The sequence below is a fragment of the Mesorhizobium sp. B1-1-8 genome, assembly GCF_006442795.2.
Classification (GTDB): Bacteria; Pseudomonadota; Alphaproteobacteria; order Rhizobiales; family Rhizobiaceae; genus Mesorhizobium.
Genome location: NZ_CP083956.1, coordinates 3,320,269 through 3,346,481, shown reverse-complemented (window position 1 = coordinate 3,346,481; position 26,213 = coordinate 3,320,269). Strand labels below are relative to the sequence as shown.

Sequence of the window (26,213 nt, the reverse complement as noted above, 5' to 3'; positions counted from 1 at the left end):
GAGTCGAGCCGGCGGCGCTGGCCTGTCACCGTTAAAGGCCTCAAACTGTTCCTCGCCGCGACTCGGGGAATTGGATGAGCAGACTGACACCCATAGCTTCTCGCCTCGCCATCGCCCTTGATGACGAGTATCTGCGCATGCAGAACGAATGGTTCTTCAAGTGGCACTTTATCGGAAAAGACGGGCCGGTTGAAATTGATGCGTTCGACGGGAAACGCATGACATTTGGCAACGTCACCTTTTGGGGAACAATCCAGCAAATTTACTGGGAGACGATACAGCGGTATCTACGAAAGAAAGTGGGATCGATATTTGATGGCCTCGAACAGGAACTAGATAGATATCCGGTAGAGACCAGGGAGCGCGCGTTAAACGAGGCTCGAGAAATCGTTTGTCAATTCGTCACCAAGATACGCCGAGCGGCTATTGAAAAGGATCGTGTTTTAAGAGGTAATGGTTTCGAGTTTCCGCTCGAGCGTGATCAAGGGAGATGGGAAGGCAGCAGGAATTCAGACATAGAATCCCGCATTGCAGTGCTTTCTGATATTTACTGTAACACTACTATTGAGGTTCAAGGGAAAGAAATGTCTTTGAAATCTATGATGATTGATAACTTGTCTTTGGTTAAGAAGGACGGATCTCTAGTTCGCGACAACATTCCCGGGCGCGTTGCGGATAGACAAATTGTAACTTTTGCACATGATCTACCCATTGAACCGGGTGATCACTTTCTTCGGAGATTGCCTAGCGAACTCGTAGAAGATTTTGTTGTCATTGACGCCCAATATACAGCCAAAGTAGGGGCGATTGCCCCTCATTTTTTGGTGAACGTCAGTCGCTCGAACATGCCGGTGGCGGCGCCCCAAACTGCCATTCAGAACATCACCAACGTTTTCCATGGCGCGAATTCGCGGGTAAACATCGGCTCAACTGATAGATCGGTGAACGTCGCCCCTGTAGTTTCCGTCGAGCAGATATCGGCCTTTCTTGGCCAAGTTCGACCAGTAGTCGCTGGGTTGCCCGATACGCTCCAAAAGGAAATTTCTGGACCGTTGGCTACCCTCGAAAGTGAGATGAAGGAGCCAGAGCCATCACAGTCAAAAATTAGGACGGCGCTTCAATCCATCAAAACGGTAGTTGAGGGTGCAGCCGGAAACCTGATGGCAGCCGGCATTGGGGCGCTAATCGGTCAAATACTCGGTTAGAGTCACCCGTACGCGGACGGAGGAAAGGCATTGAAGTTACGTGATTTTATCAGGGGCACAATGACCGAAATCGCTCATGGAATTCAGAGCGCAAAGATTGAGACAAAGGACATTTGGGCTATCAATCCTGAAGCACTCCATGGCGAGCGCCTGACAGAAAAGAGCTACGTCGAATTTGATGTTGCGGTGACGGTGAACGAATCCTCGACAAACGAGAAGGACGGTCGGAGGGCTTTTAAAGCAGAAATCGAGGTCTTCGGAACGAAGTTTGGCGGAGAGCTTGGCGGAGGCCTAGGAGCGAAGAAAGAGACCTCTAGCCAAAATGTCAGCCGGGTTACTTTTAAGGTCCCTGTGTACATGAACGCCCACTATCGGGGAGATAAGAACATCGAAGCAGAAGCCGAGCATTTTGCCTTGATAAAGGACGGCTCCCCTATTGTTGAGATGGATTAGTCCCTAACGGTCCCTTTGCTGGGACCAGAGTGTGGCCAGCAGCCGATTCGCGGGTCTCTAAGAGAAATCCTTACGGAATCAAGGGATTAAATGGTGGGCGATGACGGGCTCGAACCGCCGACATCTTCGGTGTAAACGAAGCGCTCTACCAACTGAGCTAATCGCCCGCTCCGGGGCGGACCTTTAAGCAGTTTAGGCCCGCATTCGCAAGGCCAAATGAACAGGCACGCCCTTAGCCCGCTTCTCTCACCGAATCTATCGCCGGGCTGCGCTTTGAGGCGGCGCGGCCATTGGCATGGCTGTGGAGTTCGAGGACGGCGGCGATCAGCGCCGCGGTGTGGCGACGGTCAGGTCTTCAGCAATGTGTCCTCTATTGTTTGTGAGAAGGGTTCAGGTCCGGCGGCATTACAGAGCCGCGGCACGTATTCGGGCGTGAGCCAGGGCGAACTCCTCGGCATAGGGACACGCTGAGGCCATCGCCACCTTGATGCGACGAACCGAGACGCGCACCTGCGCGCCGATCTTCAGCAGTTTCAATCTGATCGTGCCGCAACTGGCGTTGGCGAGCCGGGTATGGGCAAGACCGAGGCGACGCAAGGCGCAGATCAGGACATACGCAAACGAGGCGAACCACAGCCGCAGCTGATTGGCGCGCATGGTGTTGGCACTGGTGCGATCAGCGTAGAGGTCGAGCTGGCACTCCTTGATCCGGTTCTCCATGTCGCCGCGGGCGCAGTAGAGCTCCTCGTAAAGCACCCGTGCCGCCCAGCGCCCCGGCTTGAGTGACGTCACGATGAAGCGCGGATTGGCGCCCTGCGTCGTCCATTCGGCCTTGGCCACGACCCGCCTGCGGCGCGACCAGCTGTCTTTTGTCGACCACCTGAAGTCGCGGAAGACCCGGGCGGCCTGCCCGCTTGCCCGAGATGCCAGGCAGGCTTCCTTCAAGGTCGGGGCGATCTTGGTTTCCAGCCGTTCATTGCGGGCGAGGCCGAAGACGTAGTCGACGCGATTGATCTCGCACCAGGCCATCAGTTCCTCGCGCGCAAAGCCGGAATCAGCGCGCAGGATGATGTGGACCCTGGGCCAGGTTTTGCGGATCTGGGTCACGATCCGCTCAACCTCCTCGACCGCTCCTTTGCTGGCATCGATGTTGGAACGCCTGAGCTTTGCCGCCAAAAGGTGCCGGCCGCAGAAGATGTAGAGCGGCAGGTAGCAGTAGCAGTTGTAGTAGCCGTGAAAGAACCTGCCTTCCTGCCGGCCGTGCAGCGGATCATCGGTGGCGTCGAGATCGAGCACGATCTCGGCCGGCGGCTTGTCGTGGGCTTTTAGGAACAGGTCCACGAACAAGGCCTCCAACGCTAGCCTGTCGTAGCTGATCTTGTGATAGCGCGTCGGCTCCCCGACCCGGCCATGCTCCAGCCGGTTGAGCGTCGACTTGCCAGCAAGCACCGCACAATCGTCTCGCTTCGGCGTCAAGCGTTCCGACACAAGTGCGAGCACCGGGTCGTGGCGAAGCGTGTCGTGGTCGTCGATGTCCTCGTATCCCAGCGCGATCGCTGCGATGCGTTGCCCGACCAACGTGCGGACGCTGTGAACCGTGAGATCCGGATCGCGGTAATCGACGAAGCACGAGGCCACCCGGTCGAACAGCCCGATGGCCCGATCAACGTGACGCAGAAGCAAGGCGCCCGCGTCTGAGGTAATGGCTCCGCCGTCGAAACCAGCCACAACTTTGTGGCCGTCGAAGCCTTCAAATTCAAGCTGCTCGGAAGTACAGTGTGTCTGCATCGGACCCCGTTCCTGAATCTGATAACTCTTTGTTGCAAAAGCAGTTTCTCAGATTCTCGGGGCCGATGCACTTCTTTTGGTGAGATATTCGGGTTAGCCGGGCAGCGGTTTTCGGCGGCAGCGCGGCACCTGTCAAAAAACCTTCTCCGGTTTGCTGTTATGCTCACCTGCTGCGCTTGACACCCGCAGGCGAACCCCTTATCAGCCCCCAACGACGAACACGCCTGACACGTGCTCGTCTGTGCGCGGGTGTAGCTCAGTCGGTTAGAGTGCCGGCCTGTCACGCCGGAGGTCGCGGGTTCGAGCCCCGTCACTCGCGCCATTTAGGTTCTCGAAATAGCAGGCTATTTTGTCCCCTGCCCGTGCGGCAGGGGTTCGATCAACGATCGATTGCGAAGGGCTTTTCGTCGGCGCATTTTGTCAAGGCGGGGATAGAGAGCTTGGGCAGCAGCTTCGAGGATCAAGGCGACAATCAGACTGCGCGCTGGCGAGCACGCCAGCGCGCTTTGGCTGCCCCGCGCGAGGCGATCCCGGTTTACACGCCCAAGGATTATTCCCTAATCCGGCAACTTCCCGGCGCCGATGATATGCCATTGACCTGGGAAGAGTGGGCTAAGCTTTTCGAAGCTTCGATGAAAGAGCACGCGAGGGCGCGGCAATTCGGGTACGTCAGGGTGCGCATCAGACCCGACTTGTTCAAGGCGTGGTTGGACGCCAATTCGCAGGTTGCTTCGGAGTGGTCCAGGCAGACCTATGCCCAAGAACTGCTCGACGCGCGCCAGGCCCGAAGAGTTGCCTACGAAGAGCAAACCCGTGCACGAGAAAAGGCTGCTTGGATGGCTGCAAACGCGCCACCGCCGCCCGCGCCTTGGGCGCATAGAGCGATAGAGGCGTGCGCGATCATCCTATTGGCGATTGCGATCGTTTCCGACGCTCTTATCGCCCTGAAGCACCTCCCATCCTAGTTGTTGGCGGAGAAGGTATATCACGGCGGTCCCGGCTATCACTCGCCTAATATGACCCCGGAAGCGACGATCTGGGCGGTGCGCTCGGTGAGCTTCTCGCGCTTCACCAGCGTGGGCTTCTTGTAGACCTTTTTCATCGCGTCGCTCCGCAACCGGGGCTGCCTTGTGGCCAAGACAGTGAACGCGCTCGCGCCAGTTGCGTTCCTGACTGCGGCGCGGGGCAATGCGCCATCGGCGACGATGAAGGATTAACTTATACGTAGGCTCAGGCCTCGCTGCGACGGAATGCGACTTCAGTTTCCGGCCAGCAGCGCCTCGACTTCCTGCAGCGTCGGCATGGATGGCGCGGTGCCCGGCCGGGTGACCGAAATGCCGGCGACGGCGCAGGCAAAGCGCACTGCCTCCAGCGGCTCCACACCCTTGGCCAGAGCTGCCGCAAGACCGCCGTTGAAGGCGTCGCCCGCCCCAGTGGTCTCCACAACGGGGCCGGCGTTGACGGCGCCGACATGGTCGGAGCGGTCCTTGCTGTGCAGCAGCGCGCCTTTCTCGCCGAGCGTCACGATGACGGCGCCGACGCCCTTGGCCAGGAGGCTGTCGGCAGCGCGGCGGGCGTCGTCGAGCGACGACACCTTGATGCCGGTCAGCCCCTCGGCCTCGCTCTCGTTGGGCGTCACATAGTCGCAGAGCGTATAGATACGGTCGGGCAGGCTGGCGGCCGGCGCCGGATTGAGAATGGTCGTCACCCCTGCCCCGCGCGCGATCTCGAGCGCTTTCAGCGCCGCCTCGATCGGCTGCTCGAGCTGCGTGACGAAGACGCCGGCCGACCGGATGAGACCGGCGTGAGCCTCGATGTCGGCGGGCGAGATCAGCATCGCCGCACCGGGGCTGACGATGATGGCGTTGTTGCCGGTCACTTCCTCGACGAAAATGTAGGCTGCACCTGTATAGCTTTCCGGCGTGTCGATGACAGCGCTTTTCACGCTCGCCGCCGTCCAGGTCTGCCTGGCCATGTCGGCGAAGGCATCGACGCCAAGCCTTGTCAGGAAGGTGATGTCGGCGCCGAGCTTGCCGGCGGCCACCGCCTGGTTCGAGCCCTTGCCACCCGGCCCCAGCTTGAACGAATTACCGAGGATCGTTTCGCCCATGCGCGGCTGGCGGTCGGCGCGATAGGCGGTGTCGGCGACGAAGACGCCCAGGATGACGACAGGCTTCATAATAACAGGCTCGCCGGCAGCCATCGCTTCACTCCGCATCCGGCGGAATGACACCCTTGCGGAAGGCGAAGCAGCCGTAGAAGCGGCGTTCGCCGGTCTGGATGACGCAATAGGCCTTCTTGGCGCGTTCGTAGAAGGCGTAGCGCTCGATCGAGATCATCGGCCAGTTTTTGCCCTCGGCCGCATCGATCTCCTTTTGCACTTCCTTCTGCACCGGCGGAATTTCGGTTGGCTTGCCGACGATCTCCATGCGGGCCGCCCCGTCGTTGACGAAGCTGTCCAGCGGATAGAGCGACAGCACCGCTTTCGCCACCTCGGCCGCCGGCGCATCGATGCGCAGCAGCTTGCCGAACACGGTCTGCTTCGCCACCGAATCGGCCGGGAAGTTGGTATCGCAGATGATCAGGTCGTCGCCATGGCCCATTGCCCGCAACGCCTGCAGCACGTCGGCATTGAGCAGCGGATTGATCCCTTTGAGCATTGGTTTCCTCGTTTTGAATCAGAGACGTGTTTGAAATCTAAAGACGCTTGCCGGTCGCGGCGTCGAAGAGATGGACGTGGTCGAGCCGAGGCCGGAGCTTCAGCGTATCGCCCGGCTTGAAGTCGTGCCGCTCGCGAAACAGCGCCACCATGTCGCCCTCGCCGAAGCGCACGAACACCAAGGTCTCCGAGCCTGTCGGCTCGACCACCGAAACCGTTGAGGCGACGCCGTCGGCATGGATTTCCAGATGCTCCGGCCGCACGCCGTAGACGACGGCCTGCCCATCCTGTGCCGCGCTGCCGGCGGGCAACGGAAACGCCGTGCCCACTATCTCGACGGCAGGTTTTTCGCCCTTTTTCACGGTGCCTTTGAGCAGGTTCATCGAGGGTGAGCCGATGAAGCCGGCGACGAACAGATTGGCCGGCTTGTCGAAAAGCTGCAGCGGCGCGCCGACCTGCTCGATGCGGCCGTCGCGCATCACCACGATCTTGTCGGCCATGGTCATGGCCTCGATCTGGTCGTGAGTGACGTAGATGGTGGTGGTTTTCAGCCGCTGGTGCAGTTCCTTGATCTCGGTGCGCATCTGCACGCGCAGCTTGGCGTCGAGGTTGGAGAGCGGCTCGTCGAACAGGAACACCTGCGGATTGCGCACGATGGCGCGGCCCATGGCGACGCGCTGGCGCTGGCCGCCGGAAAGCTGGCGCGGATAGCGCTTGAGATAGGGGTTGAGGTCGAGGATATCGGCGGCGCGCTTGACCCGCTCGGCGACCACCGCAGGATCGGTGCCGCGCAGCTTCAGCGCGAAGGCCATGTTCTGCTCGACCGTCTTGTGCGGATAGAGCGCGTAATTCTGGAACACCATGGCGATATCGCGTTTTGCGGGCGGCAGATTGTTGACGACGCGTTCGCCGATGGCGATCGTGCCGCCTGAGACGGTCTCCAGCCCGGCCACCATCCTCAGCAGCGTGGACTTGCCGCATCCCGAGGGCCCGACCAGCACGACGAACTGCCCGTCGGCAATGTCGATGCTGACCTCGTGCAGAACCTTGACGGTTCCGAACGCCTTGGCCACATTGGTGATCGCGACTTGAGCCATCGTCCCCCCTTTTATCGTTGCGGTGAAGCTAGCCATTGCCAAAGGCAAGGGCAAGTCGGTCCTTTATAGATAAAAGCCATTCTCGTTGACACGGCAACGGGTTGCGAGAATAGTGGCGAGTGCCAATCTGACAGCCGGTCCCCGGAAATCGGATCTCCAGGCGACGCAGGGTGGGGTCCCACGTCCCCCAGATATAGGAGAACCGCAGACGTTTCGGCGTCCGAGATATGGCACTTCAATTCACGGCTGAAGTTCTGGGAGGAACCTGAGATGAGAGTCGATCTTTACGAAAAACTGGTGCGCGCGGGCGCGACCCGCCGCGATGTTCTGAAGGGCGCGGCCAGCATGGCTGCAATTGCCGCGGCATCTGGCGCCGGGCTCGGCGCGCTGACGAAGCCGGCGTCCGCCGACGACAGCTTGCGCGCGAAAATTGTGCAGATACCCGGTGTCGGCAAAGGTCAGCCGACGGATGCCGACTTCCAGAAAGTCGGCGAGCTCTGCCTGGGAGCAACCAAGGCCGGTGTCAAGCAGGGCGAATTCGCCGGCGTCGAGCTCACCTTCATGGGTCTCAACAATCAGAACCTGCATAACGTGCTGTTCCGCGGCTTCTTGAAGCCGTGGGAGGCCTATACGGGCGCCAAGATCAGCTGGATCGACCTCGCCCAGGCCGACTACAACGCCCGCCTGCAGCAGTCGATCGCAACCAAGACCGTCGACTTCGATATCATCGAGATGGGTGCGCCCTTCGAAGGCGACGTCTGCGGCAAGGGCCTCACCTCCGAGATGCCCGACTGGGTCAAGAAGCAGATCGATTTCGACGATCTGGTCAACTACCTGAAGCCGCCGGTCGGCACCTGGAACGGCAAGCAGTACCGCGCCACGATCGACGGCGACACGCACAATTTCAACTACCGCACCGACGTCTTCTCCGATCCGGACCTCGCCAAGCAATGGAAGGACAGCGGCGGCCAGGGCGAATGGGGAGTGCCGAAGACCTGGCAACAGGTCCAGGCCGTGACTAAGTTCCTTAAGGGCAAGAAGTTCAAGGGCCAGGACGTCTACGGCTATCTCGACGCTCCCAAGCCCTGGGGCGGCTTCGGCTTCTACTTCCTCGGCAGCCGCGCCACCGCCTATGCCAAGCACCCGGACGACAAGGCCTGGCTGTTCGATCTCGACACGATGAAGCCTCGCATCAACAACCCGGCCTGGGTGCGGGCGATCCAGGACGTGATCGACGCATTGCCCTCGGAGCCGCCGGATCAGATCAACGCCGACCCGAACACCACCGGCTTCCAGCAGTTCCTGGCCGGCACCGGCTCGATGATCCCCTGGTGGGGCGATATCGGCTCCAACGTCAAGACCAACGACTCCTCAGTGATCGGCGACGTCACTGGTTTCTCGATCCTGCCCGGCTCGGACGACGTCTACAATTCCAAGACCGGCAAGTGGGAAAAGCTGGCGAGCGGCCCGAATTATGCGCCCAATTGCGCTTATCTCGGCTGGGGCGTCTATGTCATGGCCCGCGTCGACAGCGACGAGAAGAAGAAAAAGGCGGCATGGTCGGCCGCTGCCCATCTCGCGGGCAAGGACCTGTCTCTCTGGACGGCGATGTATCCGTCGGGCTTCCAGCCCTACCGCAACTCCCATTTCAACATTCCGGAATGGGTGGCAGCGGGCTACGATGAGGCTTTCATCACCTCGTATCTGAAGTCGGAAGGCGACTCTTACAACCATCCGAACGCGGCGATCGAGCCGCGCATCCCCGGCATCTTCCAGTATTACAGCGCCGCCGAGGACATCCTGGCCAACACCTTCGCCGGCAAGATGAAGGCGCAGGAAGGCGCCGATGCCATCGCTGCCGCCTGGGAGAAGCTGACCGACCAGATCGGCCGCGAGAACCAGATCAAGCTCTACAAAGCCGCACTCGGCATATAGGCTGTCTCGTGAGAAGTCGCGGCCCGGCGACACCTCGTCGCCGGGCCGCATCTTGACCGGCATCGCCCGGTCACTTGCGCAAAAAGGGATAAGCGTGGCTGACCAGACCTCGACCGCGAATGCGTGGCCGGCAAATTCCACATCGACCGACCTGATCCCGCCTGGCCGCAAGCGCCTCGGCTGGGCCCTGCTGATTGCCGCGACGCTCGGGCTGCTGGCGATGATCGTGGTGCAGATCCTCTACAAGACCGAGGTCGACACGGTTGGCTTCTATACCTGGCGTCCCGTGGTCTATGCCTATGTGCTGTGGGGCGTGGCGCTCGGCGCCTGGCAGGTGCTGACGCGCGGCGAGGAAGGCCAGCGCGCGCTGTTCCTGCTGCCGGCACTGCTCTTCACCATCGCCATGGTGATCTTCCCGACGCTGTTCGGTTTCTATATCGCGCTGACCGACTGGAACCTCAGTTCCTTCTCCGGCCGCAGGTTTAACGGGCTCGACAATTTCTGGCAGATGCTGGGCGATCCTTATTACCGCAACGCGCTGTTCAACATGGTGCTCTATGTGCTGGCGGTGCTGGTCGAATATGTCATCGCTTTCGGACTGGCGCTGCTGCTCAACGCACAGATCCGCGCCAGGAAATTCTTCCGCGTTGTCTTCCTGCTTCCGCTGATGCTGTCGCCGGTGGCTGTCTCCTGGATGGTCGGCAAATCGCTGATGGAATACCGGTTCGGACCGGCATCGACGCTGGCGCGTCACCTCGGCTGGGACAATCCCGCCTTTTTCTCCGATCCCGTCATCGCGCGCATCTCGATCATGGTGCTCGACGCCTGGACCTTCATTCCGTTCATGATGATCATGCTGCTTGCCGGCTTGCAGGCAATGTCGCGCGAGGTGCTGGAAGCGGCGCGCGTCGACGGCGCCACCGCCTGGCAGACCTTCTGGCAGGTCATCTTCCCGCTGATGCTGCCGGTGTCGGTGACGGCGGTGATCCTGCGCATCATCTTCAAGCTGAAGCTTGCCGACATCATCATCACGGTCACCTCCGGCGGCCCTGGCGGCGCCACCGATTCGGTGTCGAGCTTCATCTACCGCGAATACCGCGACCGCTCGAACGTCGGCTACGGCACCATGCTCGCGATGGCCTATCTGGTCATCATCGTCGTGTTCGTGACCTCGCTGCTGAAGTTTGCCAGCCGCTTCGTGCGCAACGTCAACTGAGCCGCATCATGAGCGTCCAGACCACCGACTACACCGTTTCCGAAATCCGCTCGCCGGCGGGTTTCGTCACCAGCCGCGTCTTCATCTATGGCGCGCTGGTGTTCTGGGCCTTCATCTGCCTGTTCCCGATCTATTGGACGATAACCACCTCGTTCAAATCGGCGGTCGACGTCACGCAAGGCCACCTCATTCCCTTCGTCGACTTCCAGCCCGACTGGAAAGGCTGGCGCTCGCTCGGCCTGTCGCCGGATTCGATCTTCCAGACGTCGACCGTGCGTGACGAGTTCCTCAAGCGCTTCATGAACTCGGTCATCGCCTCGGTCGGTGCATCGAGCCTCGCCATCATCATCGGCAGCCTCGCTGCCTATGGCCTGACCCGCTACCGGTACCAATTCGCCTGGTTCAGGAACGAGGACATTTCCTTCTTCTTCCTGTCGCAGCTGATCCTGCCGCCGGTGGTGCTGGCGCTGCCCTTCCTGGTGCTTTACCGCGAGGTCGGACTGCTCGACACCCGCATCGGGCTCATCCTGCTCTACACGCTGATGGTGCTGCCGATTGTCATCTGGATCATGCGCGACCAGTTCAACTCGATCCCGGTCGAGCTCGAGGAGGCCGCCCTTGTCGACGGCCTGTCGATCTGGGGCGCCTTCTTCCGCATCGTCATGCCGATCGCGCTTCCCGGCATGGTCGCTGCCTTCATCCTGGCGATGGTGCTGTGCTGGAACGAGTATTTCTTCGCCGCCCTTTTGACCTCGACCGATGCTAAGACCATCCCGGTCATGGTGGCTAGCCAGACCGGGTCGCAGGGTATCAACTGGTGGTCGATGGCCGCCCTCGCCACAGCGGCGATCGCGCCGCTGGCCGTCATCGGCATCGCGCTGGAGCGCTACCTGATCATGGGCATGACGGCAGGTTCGGTGAAATAGAGATGGCACCGCTCTTCCTTCTCCCCTTGCGGGAGAAGGAAGAGCTGTGCCTAGCGCACCAGTATCGCCCGCAGATGGTCGAGGATCATCGCGACGCCTATGTTGCCGAGGCCGGACGAGGCCTCCGGCGCGCTTTTCGTGTACCAGCCCGTATTGTCGGCGAAACGGCTGGCATCCACCGCTTCCGGGCATAGCGCCAGCATCAGCGACGTCTCGCCGATGCCTGCGTGGTCGAACGGGTACTTGCCGTTCATCGCCGCTGGCATCAGCGGATGCACCTGCACCCAGTTGAAGACGTTCTCGCCCCCGGCGTGGCCGGCATAATAGTCGGCCATTGTGTTCGAACCCCACCAGCCCTCGCCCCGCTCTTTTTCGAGGAAGCGGAAGATCGCCTGCCGACCGGCGGTCTTGAAGGCGAGATCCGTCGGCATGCCCGCCGCGAAATTTTCGGTCTGGTGGTGGATGATGGCGTGGATGTTGCGAAAGCCGACGCGCAGCAGGCCGTAGAACAACTCCTCCGCGAACGGCGCCAGCACCGGGCCGCCGACCTGCACCGAGCCGCTGCCTTCCGGCGGCGCCACGGCATAGCTCGCCGCGCCGTAATAGAAGGGCGGCAGGATGACGATGTCGCTTTCCCTCTCGAAGAGTTCCAGTGTCTTGATCACCGCCAGCGTGTCCATGCCGACGGCCATGTGCTCGCCATGGTATTCGAGCACGCCGAGCGGCAGCGCGACCGGCCAGTTCTCCTCGATGGCCTTGCGGATCTGGTGCGGCAGCATCAGTTCGTAGCGCATCGCCCTACTCCATGTTGGTGTGCCTTGCCCGCATCGCTTCCGGCGCCACGCCGGTCAGCTCTTTGAGCTTCAGCACCATTATCTCGAACAGCAGGAAAAGCGCACCCTCAAACAGCGAGCCCATCGGCAGCACCGAGCTTCTGGCCGCGCCCTGGTCGCTGGCCATGGTCTGCGCCGGAATGAGCAGCGTGACGTCGGCGAGGCTCGCAGCGCTGCTCGCCGGTTCGGCCGTCAGAAGCAGGATTTGTGCGCCGGCCTCGCGGGCGACGCGCATCAAGGTCAGCACCGTGGTGGTCTCGCCCGGTCCGGAACTGGTCAGAAAGACATCGCCCTTCCCGAGCGGCGGCGCGGTCATGTCTCCGACCACCGATACGGGAAGGCCGAGATGGTAGAGCCGCATGGCGAAACCCTTGACCTGCAGCGCCTCGCGCCCGCAGCCATAGACGGCGATCCTGCCGGCGCCGGCAAGCATTTCGCAGGCCGCATCGATCCGGCCGTCATCGACGCGCGCCAGCACCGCGCCGAGTTCCTCCAGGGCAGTCGCGAACATCCCGGATCTGGCTTTCGTCATGAGGGGTTCACCCGGTTGCCGAAAATATGCGGCTCTGCAACTCGCTTTGGCCGCGAAACACTTGTTTTTGTTCATGCTATCACCGCGAAAATCCGTGTCCAACGCGCCTCGGTGCTTTTGCTGTGCCACGGGCGTGATAGTGTCATGTCAGACAAAGCGATCCAGGACATCGTCAGACATGAAGACACGGCATTTCGACCGCATCGGCAATGGCGGCATCACCTTCACCGAGCTCGGCTTCGGTACCGCGCCGCTCGGCAATCTCTACCGCGCCGTCTCCGACGAGGACGCCAATGCCACGCTGGAGGCGGCATGGGCGAGCGGCTGCCGCTACTTCGATACCGCACCGCTCTACGGCCTCGGCCTGGCGGAAACCCGGCTCAACCCGTTCCTGCGCGGCAGGAAACGCGACGACTACGTGCTGTCGAGCAAGGTCGGTCGCCTGATGCGCGTCTCCCCGCCTGATCAGCGCACCGGCATCGGCAAGTTCTTCGACACGCCGTCCCGCAGGGAGGTCTACGACTACAGCTATGACGGCGTCATGCGCTCCTTCGAAGCCTCGCTGGAGCGTCTTGGCGTCGACCGAATCGATATCCTTTTCGTGCACGATGTCGACATCTTCACCCATGGCAGCAAGGAGGCGTCGGACGCCCGCATCGAGGAGTTCATGTCCTCGGGTTATTACGGGTTGCTGTCGCTGCGCGACCAGGGCGTGATCAAAGCCTTCGGCGGCGGCATCAACGAATGGCAGGTCTGCCAGGCGCTGGCCGAACGCGGCGATTTCGACCTCTTCCTGCTCGCCGGGCGCTATACGCTGCTCGAACAGGAGGCATTGGAAACCTTCCTGCCGCTTTGCCACAAGCGCGGCATTGGCATCGTGCTCGGCGGCCCTTACAACTCAGGCATATTGGCGACCGGCCCGAAGCCCGGCGCCTTCTACAACTATTCCGAGGCCCCGCAGGAGATACTCGACCGCGTCGCTCGCATCGAGGCCGTCTGCAAGCGCCACGGCGTGCGCCTGATCGAGGCCGCGCTGCAGTTCCCGCTCAAGCATCCTTCGGTGGTGTCGGTGATCCCTGGCGGCCAGCGCCCGGCCGAGGTCGAAAGCAACCGGGCGCTGCTTGACGCCGAACTGCCGGCGGCGCTGTGGGCGGACCTCAAGCAGGAAGGGTTGATGCGCGCCGATGCGCCGACGGCCTGAACCCCGGCCCTGCGCCGACGCCAAAAAAGAAAAGCCGGGCAAGCCCGGCTTTTCTGATCTTCAAAGAAAAGGTCTTAGTTGACCGCGTCCTTGAGGCCCTTGCCGGCCGAGAACTTCGGCACGGTGCGCGCCGGAATCTGCACTTCCGCGCCGGTCTGCGGGTTGCGGCCGGTCGAAGCAGCGCGTTTTGACACGGTGAAATTTCCGAAGCCGACAAGCCGGACATCGCCGCCCTTCTTCAGTTCGCCGGTGATCACGGAGAACACCGCATCGACGGCAGACTGCGCATCAGCCTTCGAAATGCTTGCGGAGTCGGCGACAGCGGACACCAGTTCGTTCTTGTTCATCAAAATTCCCTTCCATGAGAAAACCGGAACTTACGACTCATCCGGCAGGAAAGGGACTTTAGAAAGAAGCGTTGCGGAACCCAAGCCGAAAACCGCGGAATTCCGGGCTTTTTTCCACTTTTGTGAGCTTTTTTTACATGAAAAAGCCGGGCTTGAAGCCCGGCTCTCTCTTTGTGCGCTGCAACGTTAGAAGATGCTAATGAGCAAGTGATTTACCGGCGTCGTCGCCCGTATCCACCGTAGCCGGCGCATTGACCGGTTCGATCCACTCGATCGGTTCCGGCATTCTGACCAGAGCGTGCCTCAACACCTCGCCGACCCGCGAGACCGGAATGATCTCCATGCCGTTCTTCACATTGTCCGGAATCTCCGCCAGATCCTTGACGTTCTCTTCCGGGATCAGCACCTTCTTGATGCCGCCACGCAGTGCCGCGAGCAGCTTCTCCTTCAGGCCGCCGATCGGCAAGATGCGGCCGCGAAGCGTTATCTCGCCGGTCATCGCCACATCGGCCCGGACCGGAATACCGGTCAGGACAGACACGATGGCCGTGGCCATGGCAGCGCCGGCGGACGGACCATCCTTGGGCGTCGCGCCTTCCGGCAAGTGCACGTGGATGTCGCGCTTGTCGAACAGCGGCGGCTCGATGCCGAAATCGATGGCTCTGCTGCGGACATAGGATGCCGCCGCCGAAATCGATTCCTTCATCACGTCGCGCAGATTGCCAGTCACCGTCATGCGGCCCTTGCCGGGCATCATGACGCCCTCGACCGTCAGCAGCTCGCCGCCGACCTCCGTCCAGGCAAGACCGGTGACGACGCCAACCTGATCGTCGGCCTCGACCTGACCGAAGCGGAAGCGCGGAACACCGAGATAGTCGGCGAGATTGTCCGCCGTGATATTGACCGTCTTCTTCTTCGTCTTCAGGATCTCAGTCACCGCCTTGCGGCCGAGCTTCATCAGCTCGCGCTCCAGGCTGCGCACGCCGGCTTCCCTGGTGTAGGTCTGGATGATGCCGCGGATCGCGTCCTCGCCGACCGAGAATTCGTTCGGCTGCAGCGCATGATCGCGGATCACCTTGGGCATCAGGTGACGCTTGGCGATTTCGATCTTCTCGTCCTCGGTGTAGCCGGCGATGCGGATGATCTCCATGCGGTCCATCAGGGGCGCAGGGATATTCAGCGTGTTCGCCGTCGTCACGAACATCACGCTCGACAGGTCGTATTCGACCTCGAGGTAATGGTCCATGAACGTCGAGTTCTGCTCAGGGTCGAGCACCTCCAGCAAGGCCGACGACGGATCGCCGCGGAAATCCTGGCCCATCTTGTCGATTTCGTCGAGCAGGAAGAGCGGATTGGACTTCTTGGCCTTCTTCATCGACTGGATGACCTTGCCGGGCATCGAGCCGATATAGGTGCGCCGGTGGCCGCGGATCTCGGCCTCGTCGCGCACGCCGCCAAGCGCCATGCGGATGAACTCACGGCCGGTGGCCTTGGCGATCGACTTGCCGAGCGAGGTCTTGCCGACGCCGGGCGGGCCGACGAGGCACAGGATCGGCCCTTTCAGCTTCTTCTGGCGGCTCTGCACGGCGAGATATTCGACGATACGCTCCTTGACCTTGTCGAGACCGAAATGATCAGTGTCGAGCACGTTCTGCGCATAAGCGAGATCCTGCTTGACCTTGGAGTTCTTGCCCCACGGGATCGACAGCAGCCAGTCGAGATAGTTGCGCACAACCGTCGATTCAGCCGACATCGGCGACATCGACCGCAGCTTCTTCAATTCGGCTTCCGCCTTCTCGCGGGCCTCCTTGGAAAGCTTGGTCTTCTTGATGCGCGCCTCGATTTCGGCGGCTTCGTCGCGGCCGTCCTCACCCTCGCCGAGCTCCTTCTGGATCGCCTTCATCTGCTCGTTGAGGTAGTACTCGCGCTGCGTCTTCTCCATCTGGCGCTTGACGCGCGAACGGATGCGCTTCTCCACCTGGAGCACCGAGATTTCGGCTTCCATGAAGCCCATTGCCTTCTCCAGACGCTCCTTGACGGAAAGCGTGGCAAGCATCTCCTGCTTCTCGGGAATCTTGATGGCGAGGTGCGAGGCAACCGTGTCGGCGAGCTTGGAATAGTCGTCGATCTGGCTGGCGGCCCCCACCACTTCGGGCGAGATCTTCTTGTTCAGCTTGACGTAGTTCTCGAAGTCGGTAACGACCGAGCGGGCAAGCGCCTCGATCTCGACCTCTTCCTCATCCGGCTCGACCAGCGCCGCGGCGCGGGCCTCGTGGAAGTCGGGACGGTCGGTGAACGAGACGATCTTGGCGCGCGAGGCGCCTTCGACCAGCACCTTGACCGTGCCGTCGGGAAGCTTCAGCAGCTGCAGCACATTGGCGAGCGTGCCGATGTCGAAGATGGCATCGGGTTCGGGATCGTCGTCGGCTGCGTTCATCTGGGTGGCAAGCAGGATCTGCTTTTCCTGACCCATCACTTCTTCCAGCGCCTTGATCGACTTTTCGCGCCCGACAAAGAGCGGAACGATCATGTGCGGAAACACGACGATGTCGCGCAGCGGGAGGACTGCGAAGACGCCGTCGCCGGGAGCCCTGGATGTTTTGGCCATTGTTCAACCTTTCATGTCGCGACCGCTAATAAAGCCAATCGCGAATCTCATATTAACGACCGAGCGTCGTTCCGCCTACCACCGTTTGTGACGGGAGTTTTACAGCACAGAATGGGGCACTTCGGCCTTCCGCTGTTAGGTGGATGCGGGCAGAGCAAAGATCAAGGGTTAGCACGGTCGCAGGATCCATTCCATTACCTGACGGCACACCCCTCACAGCAAAACGGCGCCGCGCGGGCGCCGTTCCATGAAAACTATGTGGGCCAGGTGCCATTTCAGGCGCTGACGGAGCCCTTCTTTTCCTTCTGCTCGGAGTAGATATAGAGGGGCCTGGCGTTGCCGGAGACAACCTCCTCCGAAATGACCACTTCGCGCACGCCTTCCAGCGCCGGAAGCTCGAACATGGTATCGAGCAGGATCGCTTCCATGATGGAGCGCAGGCCGCGCGCGCCGGTCTTGCGCTCGATGGCGCGCTTGGCGATCGCCGACAGCGCGTTTTCGTGGAAGGTCAGGTCGACATTCTCCATTTCGAACAACCGCTGATACTGCTTGACCAGCGCGTTCTTCGGCTCGGTCAGGATCTGGATCAGCGCCGGCTCGTCCAGGTCCTCCAGCGTCGCCAGGACCGGTAGACGGCCGACGAATTCCGGGATCAGGCCGAATTTCAGCAGGTCCTCGGGCTCGACCTGGCGGAACAGGTCGCCGGTGCGGCGATCCTCGGGCGAAGCCACGGTGGCGCCGAAGCCGATCGAGGTCTTGCGGCCGCGGTCCGAGATGATCTTGTCCAGGCCGGCGAAGGCGCCGCCGCAGATGAACAGGATGTTGGCGGTGTCGACCTGCAAGAATTCCTGCTGCGGATGCTTGCGGCCGCCCTGCGGCGGCACCGAGGCGACGGTGCCTTCCATGATCTTCAAGAGTGCCTGCTGCACGCCCTCGCCCGACACGTCGCGGGTGATCGAGGGGTTGTCCGACTTGCGCGAGATCTTGTCGATCTCGTCGATATAGACGATGCCGCGCTGAGCCCGCTCGACATTGTAGTCGGCCGACTGCAACAGCTTCAGGATGATGTTCTCGACGTCCTCGCCGACATATCCGGCCTCGGTCAGCGTCGTGGCGTCGGCCATGGTGAAGGGCACGTCGATGATGCGGGCCAGCGTCTGCGCCAACAGCGTCTTGCCGCAGCCGGTCGGGCCTATCAGAAGGATGTTCGACTTCGCCAGCTCGACGTCGTTGCTTTTGCCGGCATGGGCAAGGCGCTTGTAGTGGTTGTGCACGGCCACCGACAGCACGCGCTTGGCGTAAGGCTGGCCGATGACATAGTCGTCGAGGACCTTGAGGATTTCCTGCGGAGTCGGCACGCCCTCGCGCGACTTCACCATCGAGGTCTTGTTCTCCTCACGGATGATGTCCATGCAGAGTTCGACGCACTCGTCGCAGATGAAGACCGTCGGGCCGGCGATCAGCTTGCGCACTTCGTGCTGGCTCTTGCCGCAAAACGAGCAATAAAGCGTGTTCTTTGAATCACCGCTGTTGTTGCCGACCTTGCTCATTTTTCTGTCCTTTCATGGACGCCCGCCGATAGTCTGGCCAGAAGGGCGCCTACCCAATCTATCGCAGGAATCCGCCACCGCCAGTGTACCGGCTCACACAGCGCATTCCGTACGAAACACAAATCAGAAAACGCGGCAATGATTCGCAGCAACCCCATGCAAAGCTAAGCCGTCGAAAATCAACATAGCCTTAACGTAGGCAATCCCGACGCCTGAGGGAACAGCCAAATGTGGCCGAAATGCTGCAAGCCGCGCTAAAAGCACGCCATCGCGCCATTCAGCTGCCACTCTAAGTTAAACGGTCAGGCCCTCGACCGGCTCGCGCGAGGTGATGACCTTGTCGATCAGGCCGAAATCCCTGGCCTCATCGGCGGTCATGAAATGGTCGCGGTCGAGCGTCCGCTCGATCTCGTCATAGCTCTTGCCGGTGTGCTTGACGTAGACCTCGTTGAGGCGGCGCTTCAGCTTGATGATGTCCTGCGCATGACGTTCGATGTCCGAAGCCTGGCCCTGGAAGCCGCCGGACGGCTGGTGGACCATGATGCGGGCGTTCGGCGTGGCAAAGCGCATATCCTTGTGGCCGGCGGTCAGAAGCAGCGAACCCATCGAAGCAGCCTGGCCGATGCAGAGCGTCGACACCGCGGGCTTGATGAACTGCATGGTGTCGTAGATCGCCATGCCCGAGGTGACGACGCCGCCCGGCGAATTGATGTAGAGGTTGATTTCCTTCTTGGGGTTCTCCGCCTCGAGGAACAAAAGCTGTGCACAAACCAGCGTCGCCATGCCGTCCTCGACCGGCCCGGTAATGAAGATGATGCGTTCCTTCAAGAGGCGCGAGAAAATGTCATAGGCGCGCTCGCCGCGATTGGTCTGTTCGACCACCATCGGAACGAGGTTCATGTAGGTTTCGACGGGGTTTTTCATGGACTATCCCTTGTTGGAGATGGGATTCCGGCGCCGTGATATATCAGCAATCGGGCAGAATCGGTTCTGGATCGGTTACGAGGTAAATAGGATGCCGGCTCACCCTAGCGCAAGGCCGCCCCTCCTAGCCATCTGGTTAAGTCGAATCAAGCACAGCTACCAGGGGAAATGCGGACGACCGTCCCGGAATACTGCCCCCGGCAGGAGATCCCGTCCCCCACGAGCCGCGATGGTAGCATTTTCTTAACCGCGCCGCTTAACGACAAGCCTTGAATTCCCTGCCCGGGTGCGGAGCTTCCGCTACAGTCCTGCGTTGAACCGGCGTCCTTTTTCAACGGGGAATGTCATGATCCGCAACAGCTCCGCCTTCCTGGCTTCGGTCGCAATGCTTGCCAGCGTCTCCGAAACCGCCGCCGGCAGCCGGGCGCTCGAATGCTATGAGCCGGTCCACAGGCCGGCTCTCTACGACACCGTCTATGAGGATGTGATGGTCAGCCCCGGCGGCCAGCTGGTCGACTACGACCCGCCAATCTACGGCACAAGTCAAAGCATCGAGCAGATCGCGCCGCCGCGTGTCACCTATGGGGTGGTGCCGGCCGTGACCCGCACCGTCTATCACACAGTCAAGGTCGACGATGGCGGCTATGCCTGGGAATGGCGCGTCATCCACGGCCGCAAGGTGCTGTGCAAGGTGTGGCGCAAGGCCCGTTACGCGCGCGTCGCCGAGACGGTGGTCGTCGAACCCGAGCGCGTCCGTCGCGTCGTGCTGCCGGCCGAATATGAAGGCGTCGCCCGCGAAGTGCTGGTGCGGCCCGAGCAGCGGCGCATCACCGAAATCCCGCCCTCCTATGGGACGGTTGCACGCCGTGTCGTGGTGCGGGAAGGCTCGACCAGCTGGCGGCGGGTGCATATCCCGCGACATTGCCCGGATTAGGCTGCAGGTGTTTCGACCGGGGCGCTCCAATCACGCACCCGGTCAGGGCTGCCGGTCAGGCAAGATCGATGTCGAGGATCGCCATCGAGAAATTGTAGTCGCCGTCGTCCTCGTCCTTGAAGACGATGCCGAGGAATTCCTCGCCGACATAGACTTCGGCCGAGTCTTCCTTGCGCGGACGCGCCTTTACCTGCAGCTTGGGATTCTGGAAGACGCGCTTGAAATAGGCGTCCAGCTTTCTGATTTCGTCCGGCTTCAAAAGTCTTCTCCGAAATGTCGGCTTATTCGTTGGAAGGCGCTTCTGACACGCCGACGATGGCGATGTAAAGGCAAGCCGACTGGATAATACGCGACAACCGGCGCTTGAAAACGGTGACCGACAACCGGCCACCGGCAGCCGGTTTCAAATGTCGAAGCTGACCACGTGGTCCATTGTCTGCGACGGCAGCAGCTGGTCCATCTGCCGCGAGGGCTGGTCGCAGCCCGTTTCTCCCACAACCCGCGCGGGCACGCCGGCGACCGTCTTGTTGTGCGGCACGGGCGACAGCACGACCGAGCCGGCGGCGATCTTGGAGCAATGCCCGATCTCGATATTGCCGAGGATCTTGGCGCCGGCGCCGATCAGCACGCCGCGACGGATCTTCGGGTGACGGTCGCCGCCGGCCTTGCCGGTGCCGCCGAGCGTCACGCCGTGGAGTATCGATACGTCGTCCTCGATCACCGCGGTTTCGCCGACGACGAGACCGGTGGCATGGTCGACGAAGATGCCTCTGCCGATGCGGGCAGCCGGATTGATGTCGGTCTGGAACACCGAGGACGAGCGGCTCTGCAGATAGAGCGCGAAGTCCCGGCGGCCCTGGTTCCACAGCCAGTGTGCCAGCCGGTGCGTCTGGATGGCATGGAAACCTTTGAAATAGAGCACCGGCATGATGAAGCGATCGCAGGCCGGGTCGCGGTCGTAATAGGCCTGGATGTCGACGCGCACGGTCGTGCTCCACTCGGGATCGTCGACAAGCATTGCCTTGAAGGTCTGGCGGATGAGATCGGAGCCGATGTCCTGATGGTCGAGGCGCTCGGCAAGCCGGTGGATGACGGCTTCCTCCAGGCTCTCCTGGTTGAGGATGGTCGAATAGAGAAAGGCGGCAAGCAGCGGATCGCGGTTCACCGCTTCCATCGCCTCATCGCGGATCGAACGCCAGATCGGGTCGACCGGCTGCACCATGCTGGGGCGGGCTATCGTAACGCTGTTCATCGACGGTCTCCGGCCTGCTCATTCATCCGGCGCCACATATAGGTCAGATCATAGCACGGTTGAACTCAATTTTCCTTAGTGCTTTGTGAAATGGACCTGGTTCATCGAAATTCAAGCCGCGATGGAAAACGAAGCCTTGATCACCAAAGCGCCGGAAAACGTTCGCCCTAAATGCCGAAAAGGTCCGCCATGGAAAACGAAACGCTGATCGACGACGCGCTGAAGGCCGAGCTTGCCGCGCTCTATCAGGCCGGGGATCGGCATTATCACAACCTCGCCCATATCGAGGCAATGCTGGCGCTGGCCGCGGAATACAGGCACCTTCTTCATGACCCGGGCGCCGTCGAGGCGGCGATCTGGTTCCACGATGCCATCTATGACAGCCGCGCCAAGGACAATGAGGCACGCAGTGCTGCCCTGGCCGAAGAAAAGCTTGCAGGCCGCACCCGAACCGAGCGGCTCCAACGCATCGCGTCGATGATCAATGCCACCGCCACGCATCAGTTGCCGCCATTGGATGATGAGAAGGCGACGAGCGATGCTGCCCTTTTGCTCGACATGGACCTTTCGATCCTCGGTGCCGAACCTGATGCCTTCGACGCCTACGAGACGGCCGTCAGGCGCGAATATGGCTGGGTCGAGGAGCCGATGTGGCGCGCCGGCCGGGCGGCGGTTCTGAGGAACTTCCTCGGCCGCGCGCAAATCTTCCATACGGCTGAGTTCCAGGCGCGCTTCGAACGGAAGGCCAGGCAAAACATGGAGCGCTCGCTCGCAAAACTTGAAGCCGGATGATGCTTAATCCGGAAAGGTTTCCATGCGTTGCGCATAGGCCTTGAAACCGGCACGGCCATAAACCGACTGCGCGGTCGGGTGGTCCTGGGTATCGGTGTGAAGCCAGAGCCGTTCCGGCCGATACGACCAGACCGCGCGCAGCGACCGGTCAAGCAGGAACGGCCCCAGCCGCCGGCCCTGAAAGGCGGGCACCAGTCCGAAATGAACCAGTTCGATGTCTGCCCGGCCGCCATCGTTGAACTCGCAAAAGCCGGCGGCATCGCCGTCGACGCGCAGCACATGGATATGTGTCGAGGCTCTGGCGAGCAGCGTTTCAAGCTCCGCCTTTGGCATGCGCAGGCGTTGGTCCCACTGCACCGGTCCGCCGACGGCACGATAGAGGCTGACATAGCTCGAATGATCGAGCGCCTCCCGGGCGACCAGGGCACCCGGCAGCGGCACGGCCAGCGGCTCGCCGGGCGGCGCGGTCATCTCCATGTAGGTCACAAGAAGATCGACCATTGCCATCCACCCGCGCGGTCAGAGGTCAGAGCGGGTTTTCGGCGTAGAACTCCAGCACCCGCTGCTTGAAGGTCTTGTCGCCGACGGCCAGCATATGGTCGCGGCCCTCGATGTGAAAAGCTTCTGCGTGTGGCATCAGCGCGGCCAGTTCGTCGGGCGAGCCGGCGATGTCGTCCCTGGTCCCGACGCCGATCAAGGTCGGCTGGGCAATGCGCGCGACATCGTCCTCGCTCATGGATGCACGCGAGCCGACGATGCAGACGGCGAGCGCCCGGCGGTCACTGCGCGTCTGGTCGGCGAAAGCGCGGAACGAACGGCCGCGCGCATGGCTGATCGTAGCGGGATCCTCGGCCAGAAGCGCATCGGCGATCGGATCCCAATCGCCGACGCCGTCGACAAGACCGATGCCGAGGCCACCGAACACCAGTGTCGCCACCTTGTCCGGATTGGACAAAGCCATGAACGCCGATACCCGCGCGCCCATCGAATAGCCCATGACGTGGGCGCGCTCGATGCCCAGTTGATCGAGCAGGGCGGCCGCGTCCGAGGCCATCCTGGCCGGCGTGTAGTCGGCCTCGTTGTAGCTTTTCGACGACGAGCCGTGGCCGCGATTGTCGAACGCAATGGCGCGGTAGCCGGCATCGTTCAGCGTCTTGAACCAGCCTGGCGAGACCCAGTTGACATAGTGGCTCGAGGCAAAGCCATGGATCATCAGCACCGGGTCGCCCTCACCCGACGCCGGCTGGCGATCGAGGTAGGCGAGGTCGAAACCGTCATGCGAGAAGAACTGCATCGGGCAGAAATCCGCTCCGCTCAATTGGAGTTGGTGCCGAGCGCCGGATGAAGCAACAGATCGCCGTTTTCCAGACCATCCTTGGCGGCAGTTCCGGCCTTCAGCTCGAGAACGAAGCTCACCGGCTGCCCCGGCGAGATGATCGCCTCGGATTCCGGTTCGCCGCGCTTGATGGCCTTGATCTTGCCGTCCTGGCCGATGAAGACCAGATCGAGCGGCATCGGCGTGTTCTTCATCCAGAAATTCACCACACCTGGCTTGTCGAACACGAACAGCATGCCGTGATCGTCGGCCATGGTCCGGCGAAACATCAGGCCGGCCTCGCGCTCGGCCGAATTGTCGGCGATCTCTATGGAGAAGGAATGCTTGCCGGAGCCCGTCACAGCCACCAGCGGCGTCGGGTCGACGGGCAGCATCATCGCCTGACCGTCCGCCGAGCCTGGCGTCAGAACGCTGAAATAGATGGCAAAAAACATGACGGCGCAGAACGCGCCTGAAATCAGCCAGTTGCGGTGGGCCATTCGATACCTCGTCGAGACCTTGTCCTAGACCATGATCCGCAAAAGGGAAACCTGGATTTCGGACAAGATTCGTCTCGACAGAGGACGGGCCGCCCGGACTGTGTCGAGACGGCCTAAGGTGTGTTGAGATTCAGGTCAGGCCGAGTCGAAAATGGTGGATTCTGAGAACCGGCCTACGCCGACCGTAGCCTTCATAGAGCGGAGACGCTTGTGAGGGCTTCGGCCGGCGAAGGCCGGAGCGGAGCGTACTTGAAGTACGTGAGCACCGGCCTACGCCGGCCGTAGCCTTAACTGCCACGCCACTTTTATGAATGCATGCTTCGGCCGGCGAAGGCCGGAAGCGCAGGAAACCGTCATTTGCAGGCGGGCCTCACCTGAATATCAACACACCTTAGTGCGAGACCGGCAAGGTGCCCATATCGGGGTGAATTTCGGCGGCCATGAGGCCTTTGTCGCCGCGCCCGAAGCGAATGAGCACAACCTGGCCGGGCCGAAGCTCGGTGATGCCGTAGCGGCGCAGCGTCTCCATATGGACGAAGATGTCCTCGGTGCCGTCACCCCGGGTCAGGAAGCCGAAGCCCTTGGTGCGGTTGAACCATTTCACCAAAGCCCGCTCGAGGCCGCTTTCCGGCGTCACCGTGACATGCGTGCGCTGCTCCTGCTCGGCGGGATGCACTGCCGTCGAGACATCCATGGAGAGCACGCGGAAGGCCTGCAGGCCGCGCTCGCCCTCCTTGACGAGGCAGACGACGCGCGCGCCTTCCAGCGCGGTCTGGAAACCGTCCCTGCGAAGACATGTCACGTGGAGGAGGATATCACCCGAGACGCCGTCGTCCGGAAGAATGAAGCCGTAGCCCTTGGCCACGTCGAACCATTTGATAGCGCCGGCGATTTCGACAAGCTCGGCGGCTTCGCCGCCACTGTCCCGCTGCAAGGCGTCGTCAAGGCTTCCGTCCCGCCTCGTGAAAGAGGCCTTTTCCCCCATAAGAATGCCCCCTTTTTGCAACTAAAAACCACGACTGATTCTTGCCATGAGATTAACACTGCGGCTTCCGGGGTGTGCAAGGCCTGACGTGCCTTTTTTCACCGCTGAATGCCGGAAAACCTGAATTGTTGTTTGCCGGCGTTACTTGCCGCGCAATGCGCGGCCTCAAATTGGCTGCTCGATACGTCCAGCTCTGCGATTGCCCTTTGGCCGGGCGGCTTTTATGTTGCGCCGCAACGCAACGTTCCGAGGAAACCGATATGCGCTATCTTCACACAATGGTCCGCGTCGCCGACATCGATCAGTCGCTCGACTTCTACTGCAACAAGCTCGGCCTGAAGGAAGTGCGCCGCTACGAAAACGACCAGGGACGCTACACGCTGATCTTCCTCGCCGCGCCCGAAGACGAACAGAGCGGCATCGACGACAAGGCGCCGCTGGTCGAGCTGACCTACAACTGGGATCCGGAAGAGTACAAGGGCGGCCGCAATTTCGGCCACCTCGCCTATGAGGTCGACGACATCTACGCCACCTGTCAGAAGCTGATGGACAATGGCGTCACCATCAATCGGCCGCCGCGCGACGGCAATATGGCCTTCATCCGCTCGCCGGACGGCATCTCGATCGAGCTGCTGCAGAAAGGCCCCGCCAAGGCGAAGGCCGAGCCCTGGGTTTCCATGGCCAATACCGGAAGCTGGTAGGCGATCACCTTTTCGAGCGGTCGGCGGCCAATCTATGGCGTTTGGCGAGGCCGCTCCTATCTATCCAGCCAGGGAGCCTGCCGCACAAAGCGGGCGCCGTGTCATTGTCATACACCTTCGGAGACACCTTCATGCCGAGCAGCCATGTCAATGTCGCCACGGCACACGCAAGCCGCTATCTGCAGCAGCTGTGCAAACATTGGGCGCATAAATTTCCTGTAGAGTTCGATCCCAACCATGGCGTCATCGACCTTTCACTGGGCCGCACGGTCATGGATGCCGACGGAGCAGCGCTGCACATCACGGTATCGGCCGACGAGGCCGGCTCGATCGAGCGCCTCGAAAGCGTCGTCACCGACCACATCAAGCGCTTCGCCTTCCGCGAGGAATTGATGTTCGACTGGAAGCGCGCCGAGGCTGCCTAAGGCAATTCCAGGAAAAGTGCACAGCGGTCAGGCTC

Annotated in this window: 28 protein-coding genes and 2 tRNA genes; 12 read left to right on the top strand and 18 right to left on the bottom strand. The window is 61.4% G+C overall.

Annotated features, from left to right (window positions below; all coding sequences use genetic code 11):
* The first annotated feature begins 74 nt into the window (after nt 1-74).
* Complete coding sequence (locus FJ974_RS16190) at nt 75-1,205, top strand: hypothetical protein (protein ID WP_140533719.1); 1,131 nt, start codon at nt 75-77, stop codon at nt 1,203-1,205.
* Between the two features lie 60 nt (nt 1,206-1,265).
* Nucleotides 1,266-1,658: a hypothetical protein gene (locus tag FJ974_RS16185; RefSeq protein ID WP_140533720.1), complete on the top strand. Its 393-nt coding sequence runs from the start codon at nt 1,266-1,268 to the stop codon at nt 1,656-1,658.
* A 91-nt stretch (nt 1,659-1,749) separates the two neighbouring features.
* Here the strand turns inward: FJ974_RS16185 and FJ974_RS16180 are convergent.
* Nucleotides 1,750-1,825, bottom strand: a tRNA-Val gene (locus FJ974_RS16180).
* Nucleotides 1,826-2,063: 238 nt separating this feature from the next.
* Entirely contained in the window at nt 2,064-3,446 is a 1,383-nt protein-coding gene (locus tag FJ974_RS16175; RefSeq protein WP_140539328.1) for an IS1380 family transposase, read from the bottom strand.
* A 245-nt stretch (nt 3,447-3,691) separates the two neighbouring features.
* Between FJ974_RS16175 and FJ974_RS16170 the strand changes: the two genes are divergently transcribed.
* Nucleotides 3,692-3,768: transfer RNA gene (locus tag FJ974_RS16170), tRNA-Asp, on the top strand.
* Nucleotides 3,769-3,886: 118 nt separating this feature from the next.
* The gene (locus FJ974_RS16165; RefSeq protein ID WP_140532917.1) at nt 3,887-4,411 is read left to right on the top strand and encodes a hypothetical protein; all 525 of its coding nucleotides are present in this window, start codon (nt 3,887-3,889) and stop codon (nt 4,409-4,411) included.
* A gap of 38 nt (nt 4,412-4,449) precedes the next feature.
* Here FJ974_RS16165 and FJ974_RS16160 read toward each other — a convergent pair whose 3' ends face one another.
* The 4 genes from FJ974_RS16160 to FJ974_RS16145 form a co-directional block, all read right to left on the bottom strand.
* Nucleotides 4,450-4,548, bottom strand: coding sequence for a putative RiPP precursor (locus tag FJ974_RS16160; protein ID WP_210240695.1), 99 nt, complete (start codon nt 4,546-4,548; stop codon nt 4,450-4,452).
* A gap of 156 nt (nt 4,549-4,704) precedes the next feature.
* Nucleotides 4,705-5,649 (bottom strand): ribokinase, encoded by a 945-nt coding sequence (gene rbsK, locus FJ974_RS16155; protein ID WP_140532916.1) that lies wholly within the window; start codon nt 5,647-5,649, stop codon nt 4,705-4,707.
* A 4-nt stretch (nt 5,650-5,653) separates the two neighbouring features.
* On the bottom strand, nt 5,654-6,106 hold the full coding sequence (locus FJ974_RS16150; protein ID WP_140532915.1) for an RbsD/FucU family protein: 453 nt from the start codon (nt 6,104-6,106) through the stop codon (nt 5,654-5,656).
* A gap of 37 nt (nt 6,107-6,143) precedes the next feature.
* The gene (locus tag FJ974_RS16145) at nt 6,144-7,202 is read right to left on the bottom strand and encodes an ABC transporter ATP-binding protein (RefSeq protein ID WP_140532914.1); all 1,059 of its coding nucleotides are present in this window, start codon (nt 7,200-7,202) and stop codon (nt 6,144-6,146) included.
* A 270-nt stretch (nt 7,203-7,472) separates the two neighbouring features.
* Here FJ974_RS16145 and FJ974_RS16140 point away from each other — a divergent pair, with 270 nt between their 5' ends.
* From FJ974_RS16140 to FJ974_RS16130, 3 genes are all read left to right on the top strand, one after another.
* Nucleotides 7,473-9,137: a sugar ABC transporter substrate-binding protein gene (locus FJ974_RS16140; protein WP_140532913.1), complete on the top strand. Its 1,665-nt coding sequence runs from the start codon at nt 7,473-7,475 to the stop codon at nt 9,135-9,137.
* 94 nt (nt 9,138-9,231) lie between these two features.
* Nucleotides 9,232-10,353, top strand: a complete 1,122-nt coding sequence (locus tag FJ974_RS16135; RefSeq protein WP_140532912.1) for a carbohydrate ABC transporter permease — start codon at nt 9,232-9,234, stop codon at nt 10,351-10,353.
* 8 nt (nt 10,354-10,361) lie between these two features.
* Nucleotides 10,362-11,279: a carbohydrate ABC transporter permease gene (locus FJ974_RS16130; protein ID WP_140532911.1), complete on the top strand. Its 918-nt coding sequence runs from the start codon at nt 10,362-10,364 to the stop codon at nt 11,277-11,279.
* 50 nt (nt 11,280-11,329) lie between these two features.
* Here the strand turns inward: FJ974_RS16130 and FJ974_RS16125 are convergent, their stop codons facing one another.
* Both FJ974_RS16125 and hxlB read right to left on the bottom strand, forming a co-directional pair.
* Nucleotides 11,330-12,073 carry a creatininase family protein gene (locus FJ974_RS16125; RefSeq protein ID WP_140532910.1) on the bottom strand — a complete coding sequence of 248 codons (744 nt, stop codon included), beginning with the start codon at nt 12,071-12,073 and terminating at the stop codon, nt 11,330-11,332.
* Nucleotides 12,074-12,077: 4 nt separating this feature from the next.
* Entirely contained in the window at nt 12,078-12,644 is a 567-nt protein-coding gene (gene hxlB, locus FJ974_RS16120) for a 6-phospho-3-hexuloisomerase (protein WP_140532909.1), read from the bottom strand.
* A gap of 178 nt (nt 12,645-12,822) precedes the next feature.
* Here hxlB and FJ974_RS16115 point away from each other — a divergent pair, with 178 nt between their 5' ends.
* The gene (locus tag FJ974_RS16115) at nt 12,823-13,845 is read left to right on the top strand and encodes an aldo/keto reductase (protein ID WP_140532908.1); all 1,023 of its coding nucleotides are present in this window, start codon (nt 12,823-12,825) and stop codon (nt 13,843-13,845) included.
* A gap of 74 nt (nt 13,846-13,919) precedes the next feature.
* Here the strand turns inward: FJ974_RS16115 and hupB are convergent, their stop codons facing one another.
* From hupB to FJ974_RS16095, 4 genes are all read right to left on the bottom strand, one after another.
* Complete coding sequence (hupB, locus tag FJ974_RS16110) at nt 13,920-14,192, bottom strand: DNA-binding protein HupB (protein ID WP_140532907.1); 273 nt, start codon at nt 14,190-14,192, stop codon at nt 13,920-13,922.
* A 196-nt stretch (nt 14,193-14,388) separates the two neighbouring features.
* Nucleotides 14,389-16,800 (bottom strand): endopeptidase La, encoded by a 2,412-nt coding sequence (gene lon, locus FJ974_RS16105; protein ID WP_140532906.1) that lies wholly within the window; start codon nt 16,798-16,800, stop codon nt 14,389-14,391.
* 275 nt (nt 16,801-17,075) lie between these two features.
* Nucleotides 17,076-18,350, bottom strand: coding sequence for an ATP-dependent Clp protease ATP-binding subunit ClpX (gene clpX / locus FJ974_RS16100; RefSeq protein ID WP_140532905.1), 1,275 nt, complete (start codon nt 18,348-18,350; stop codon nt 17,076-17,078).
* Nucleotides 18,351-18,644: 294 nt separating this feature from the next.
* Nucleotides 18,645-19,274 carry an ATP-dependent Clp protease proteolytic subunit gene (locus tag FJ974_RS16095; protein WP_140532904.1) on the bottom strand — a complete coding sequence of 210 codons (630 nt, stop codon included), beginning with the start codon at nt 19,272-19,274 and terminating at the stop codon, nt 18,645-18,647.
* A 346-nt stretch (nt 19,275-19,620) separates the two neighbouring features.
* Here FJ974_RS16095 and FJ974_RS16090 point away from each other — a divergent pair, with 346 nt between their 5' ends.
* Entirely contained in the window at nt 19,621-20,208 is a 588-nt protein-coding gene (locus FJ974_RS16090) for a hypothetical protein (protein WP_140532903.1), read from the top strand.
* 55 nt (nt 20,209-20,263) lie between these two features.
* Here FJ974_RS16090 and FJ974_RS16085 read toward each other — a convergent pair whose 3' ends face one another.
* Together FJ974_RS16085 and cysE are read right to left on the bottom strand one after the other, a co-directional pair.
* Nucleotides 20,264-20,467, bottom strand: coding sequence for a DUF3126 family protein (locus FJ974_RS16085; protein ID WP_140532902.1), 204 nt, complete (start codon nt 20,465-20,467; stop codon nt 20,264-20,266).
* Nucleotides 20,468-20,611: 144 nt separating this feature from the next.
* The gene (gene cysE, locus FJ974_RS16080; RefSeq protein WP_140532901.1) at nt 20,612-21,460 is read right to left on the bottom strand and encodes a serine O-acetyltransferase; all 849 of its coding nucleotides are present in this window, start codon (nt 21,458-21,460) and stop codon (nt 20,612-20,614) included.
* Between the two features lie 189 nt (nt 21,461-21,649).
* Between cysE and FJ974_RS16075 the strand changes: the two genes are divergently transcribed.
* Nucleotides 21,650-22,252 (top strand): hypothetical protein, encoded by a 603-nt coding sequence (locus tag FJ974_RS16075; protein WP_140532900.1) that lies wholly within the window; start codon nt 21,650-21,652, stop codon nt 22,250-22,252.
* A 3-nt stretch (nt 22,253-22,255) separates the two neighbouring features.
* On the opposite strand, the gene FJ974_RS16070 is transcribed toward FJ974_RS16075, so the two are convergent.
* The 4 genes from FJ974_RS16070 to FJ974_RS16055 form a co-directional block, all read right to left on the bottom strand.
* Nucleotides 22,256-22,753, bottom strand: a complete 498-nt coding sequence (locus FJ974_RS16070) for a GNAT family N-acetyltransferase (protein WP_140532899.1) — start codon at nt 22,751-22,753, stop codon at nt 22,256-22,258.
* Between the two features lie 25 nt (nt 22,754-22,778).
* Complete coding sequence (locus FJ974_RS16065; RefSeq protein ID WP_140532898.1) at nt 22,779-23,546, bottom strand: alpha/beta fold hydrolase; 768 nt, start codon at nt 23,544-23,546, stop codon at nt 22,779-22,781.
* Nucleotides 23,547-23,566: 20 nt separating this feature from the next.
* A complete protein-coding gene (locus tag FJ974_RS16060; RefSeq protein WP_140532897.1) occupies nt 23,567-24,067 on the bottom strand; it encodes a DUF192 domain-containing protein in 501 nt (166 codons plus the stop codon).
* 391 nt (nt 24,068-24,458) lie between these two features.
* Nucleotides 24,459-25,052, bottom strand: coding sequence for a cold-shock protein (locus tag FJ974_RS16055; RefSeq protein WP_140532896.1), 594 nt, complete (start codon nt 25,050-25,052; stop codon nt 24,459-24,461).
* 260 nt (nt 25,053-25,312) lie between these two features.
* Here FJ974_RS16055 and gloA point away from each other — a divergent pair, with 260 nt between their 5' ends.
* Both gloA and FJ974_RS16045 read left to right on the top strand, forming a co-directional pair.
* Nucleotides 25,313-25,753, top strand: coding sequence for a lactoylglutathione lyase (gene gloA, locus FJ974_RS16050; RefSeq protein WP_140532895.1), 441 nt, complete (start codon nt 25,313-25,315; stop codon nt 25,751-25,753).
* A gap of 131 nt (nt 25,754-25,884) precedes the next feature.
* Nucleotides 25,885-26,178: a DUF2218 domain-containing protein gene (locus tag FJ974_RS16045; RefSeq protein WP_140532894.1), complete on the top strand. Its 294-nt coding sequence runs from the start codon at nt 25,885-25,887 to the stop codon at nt 26,176-26,178.
* The last annotated feature ends 35 nt before the right edge of the window (nt 26,179-26,213 follow it).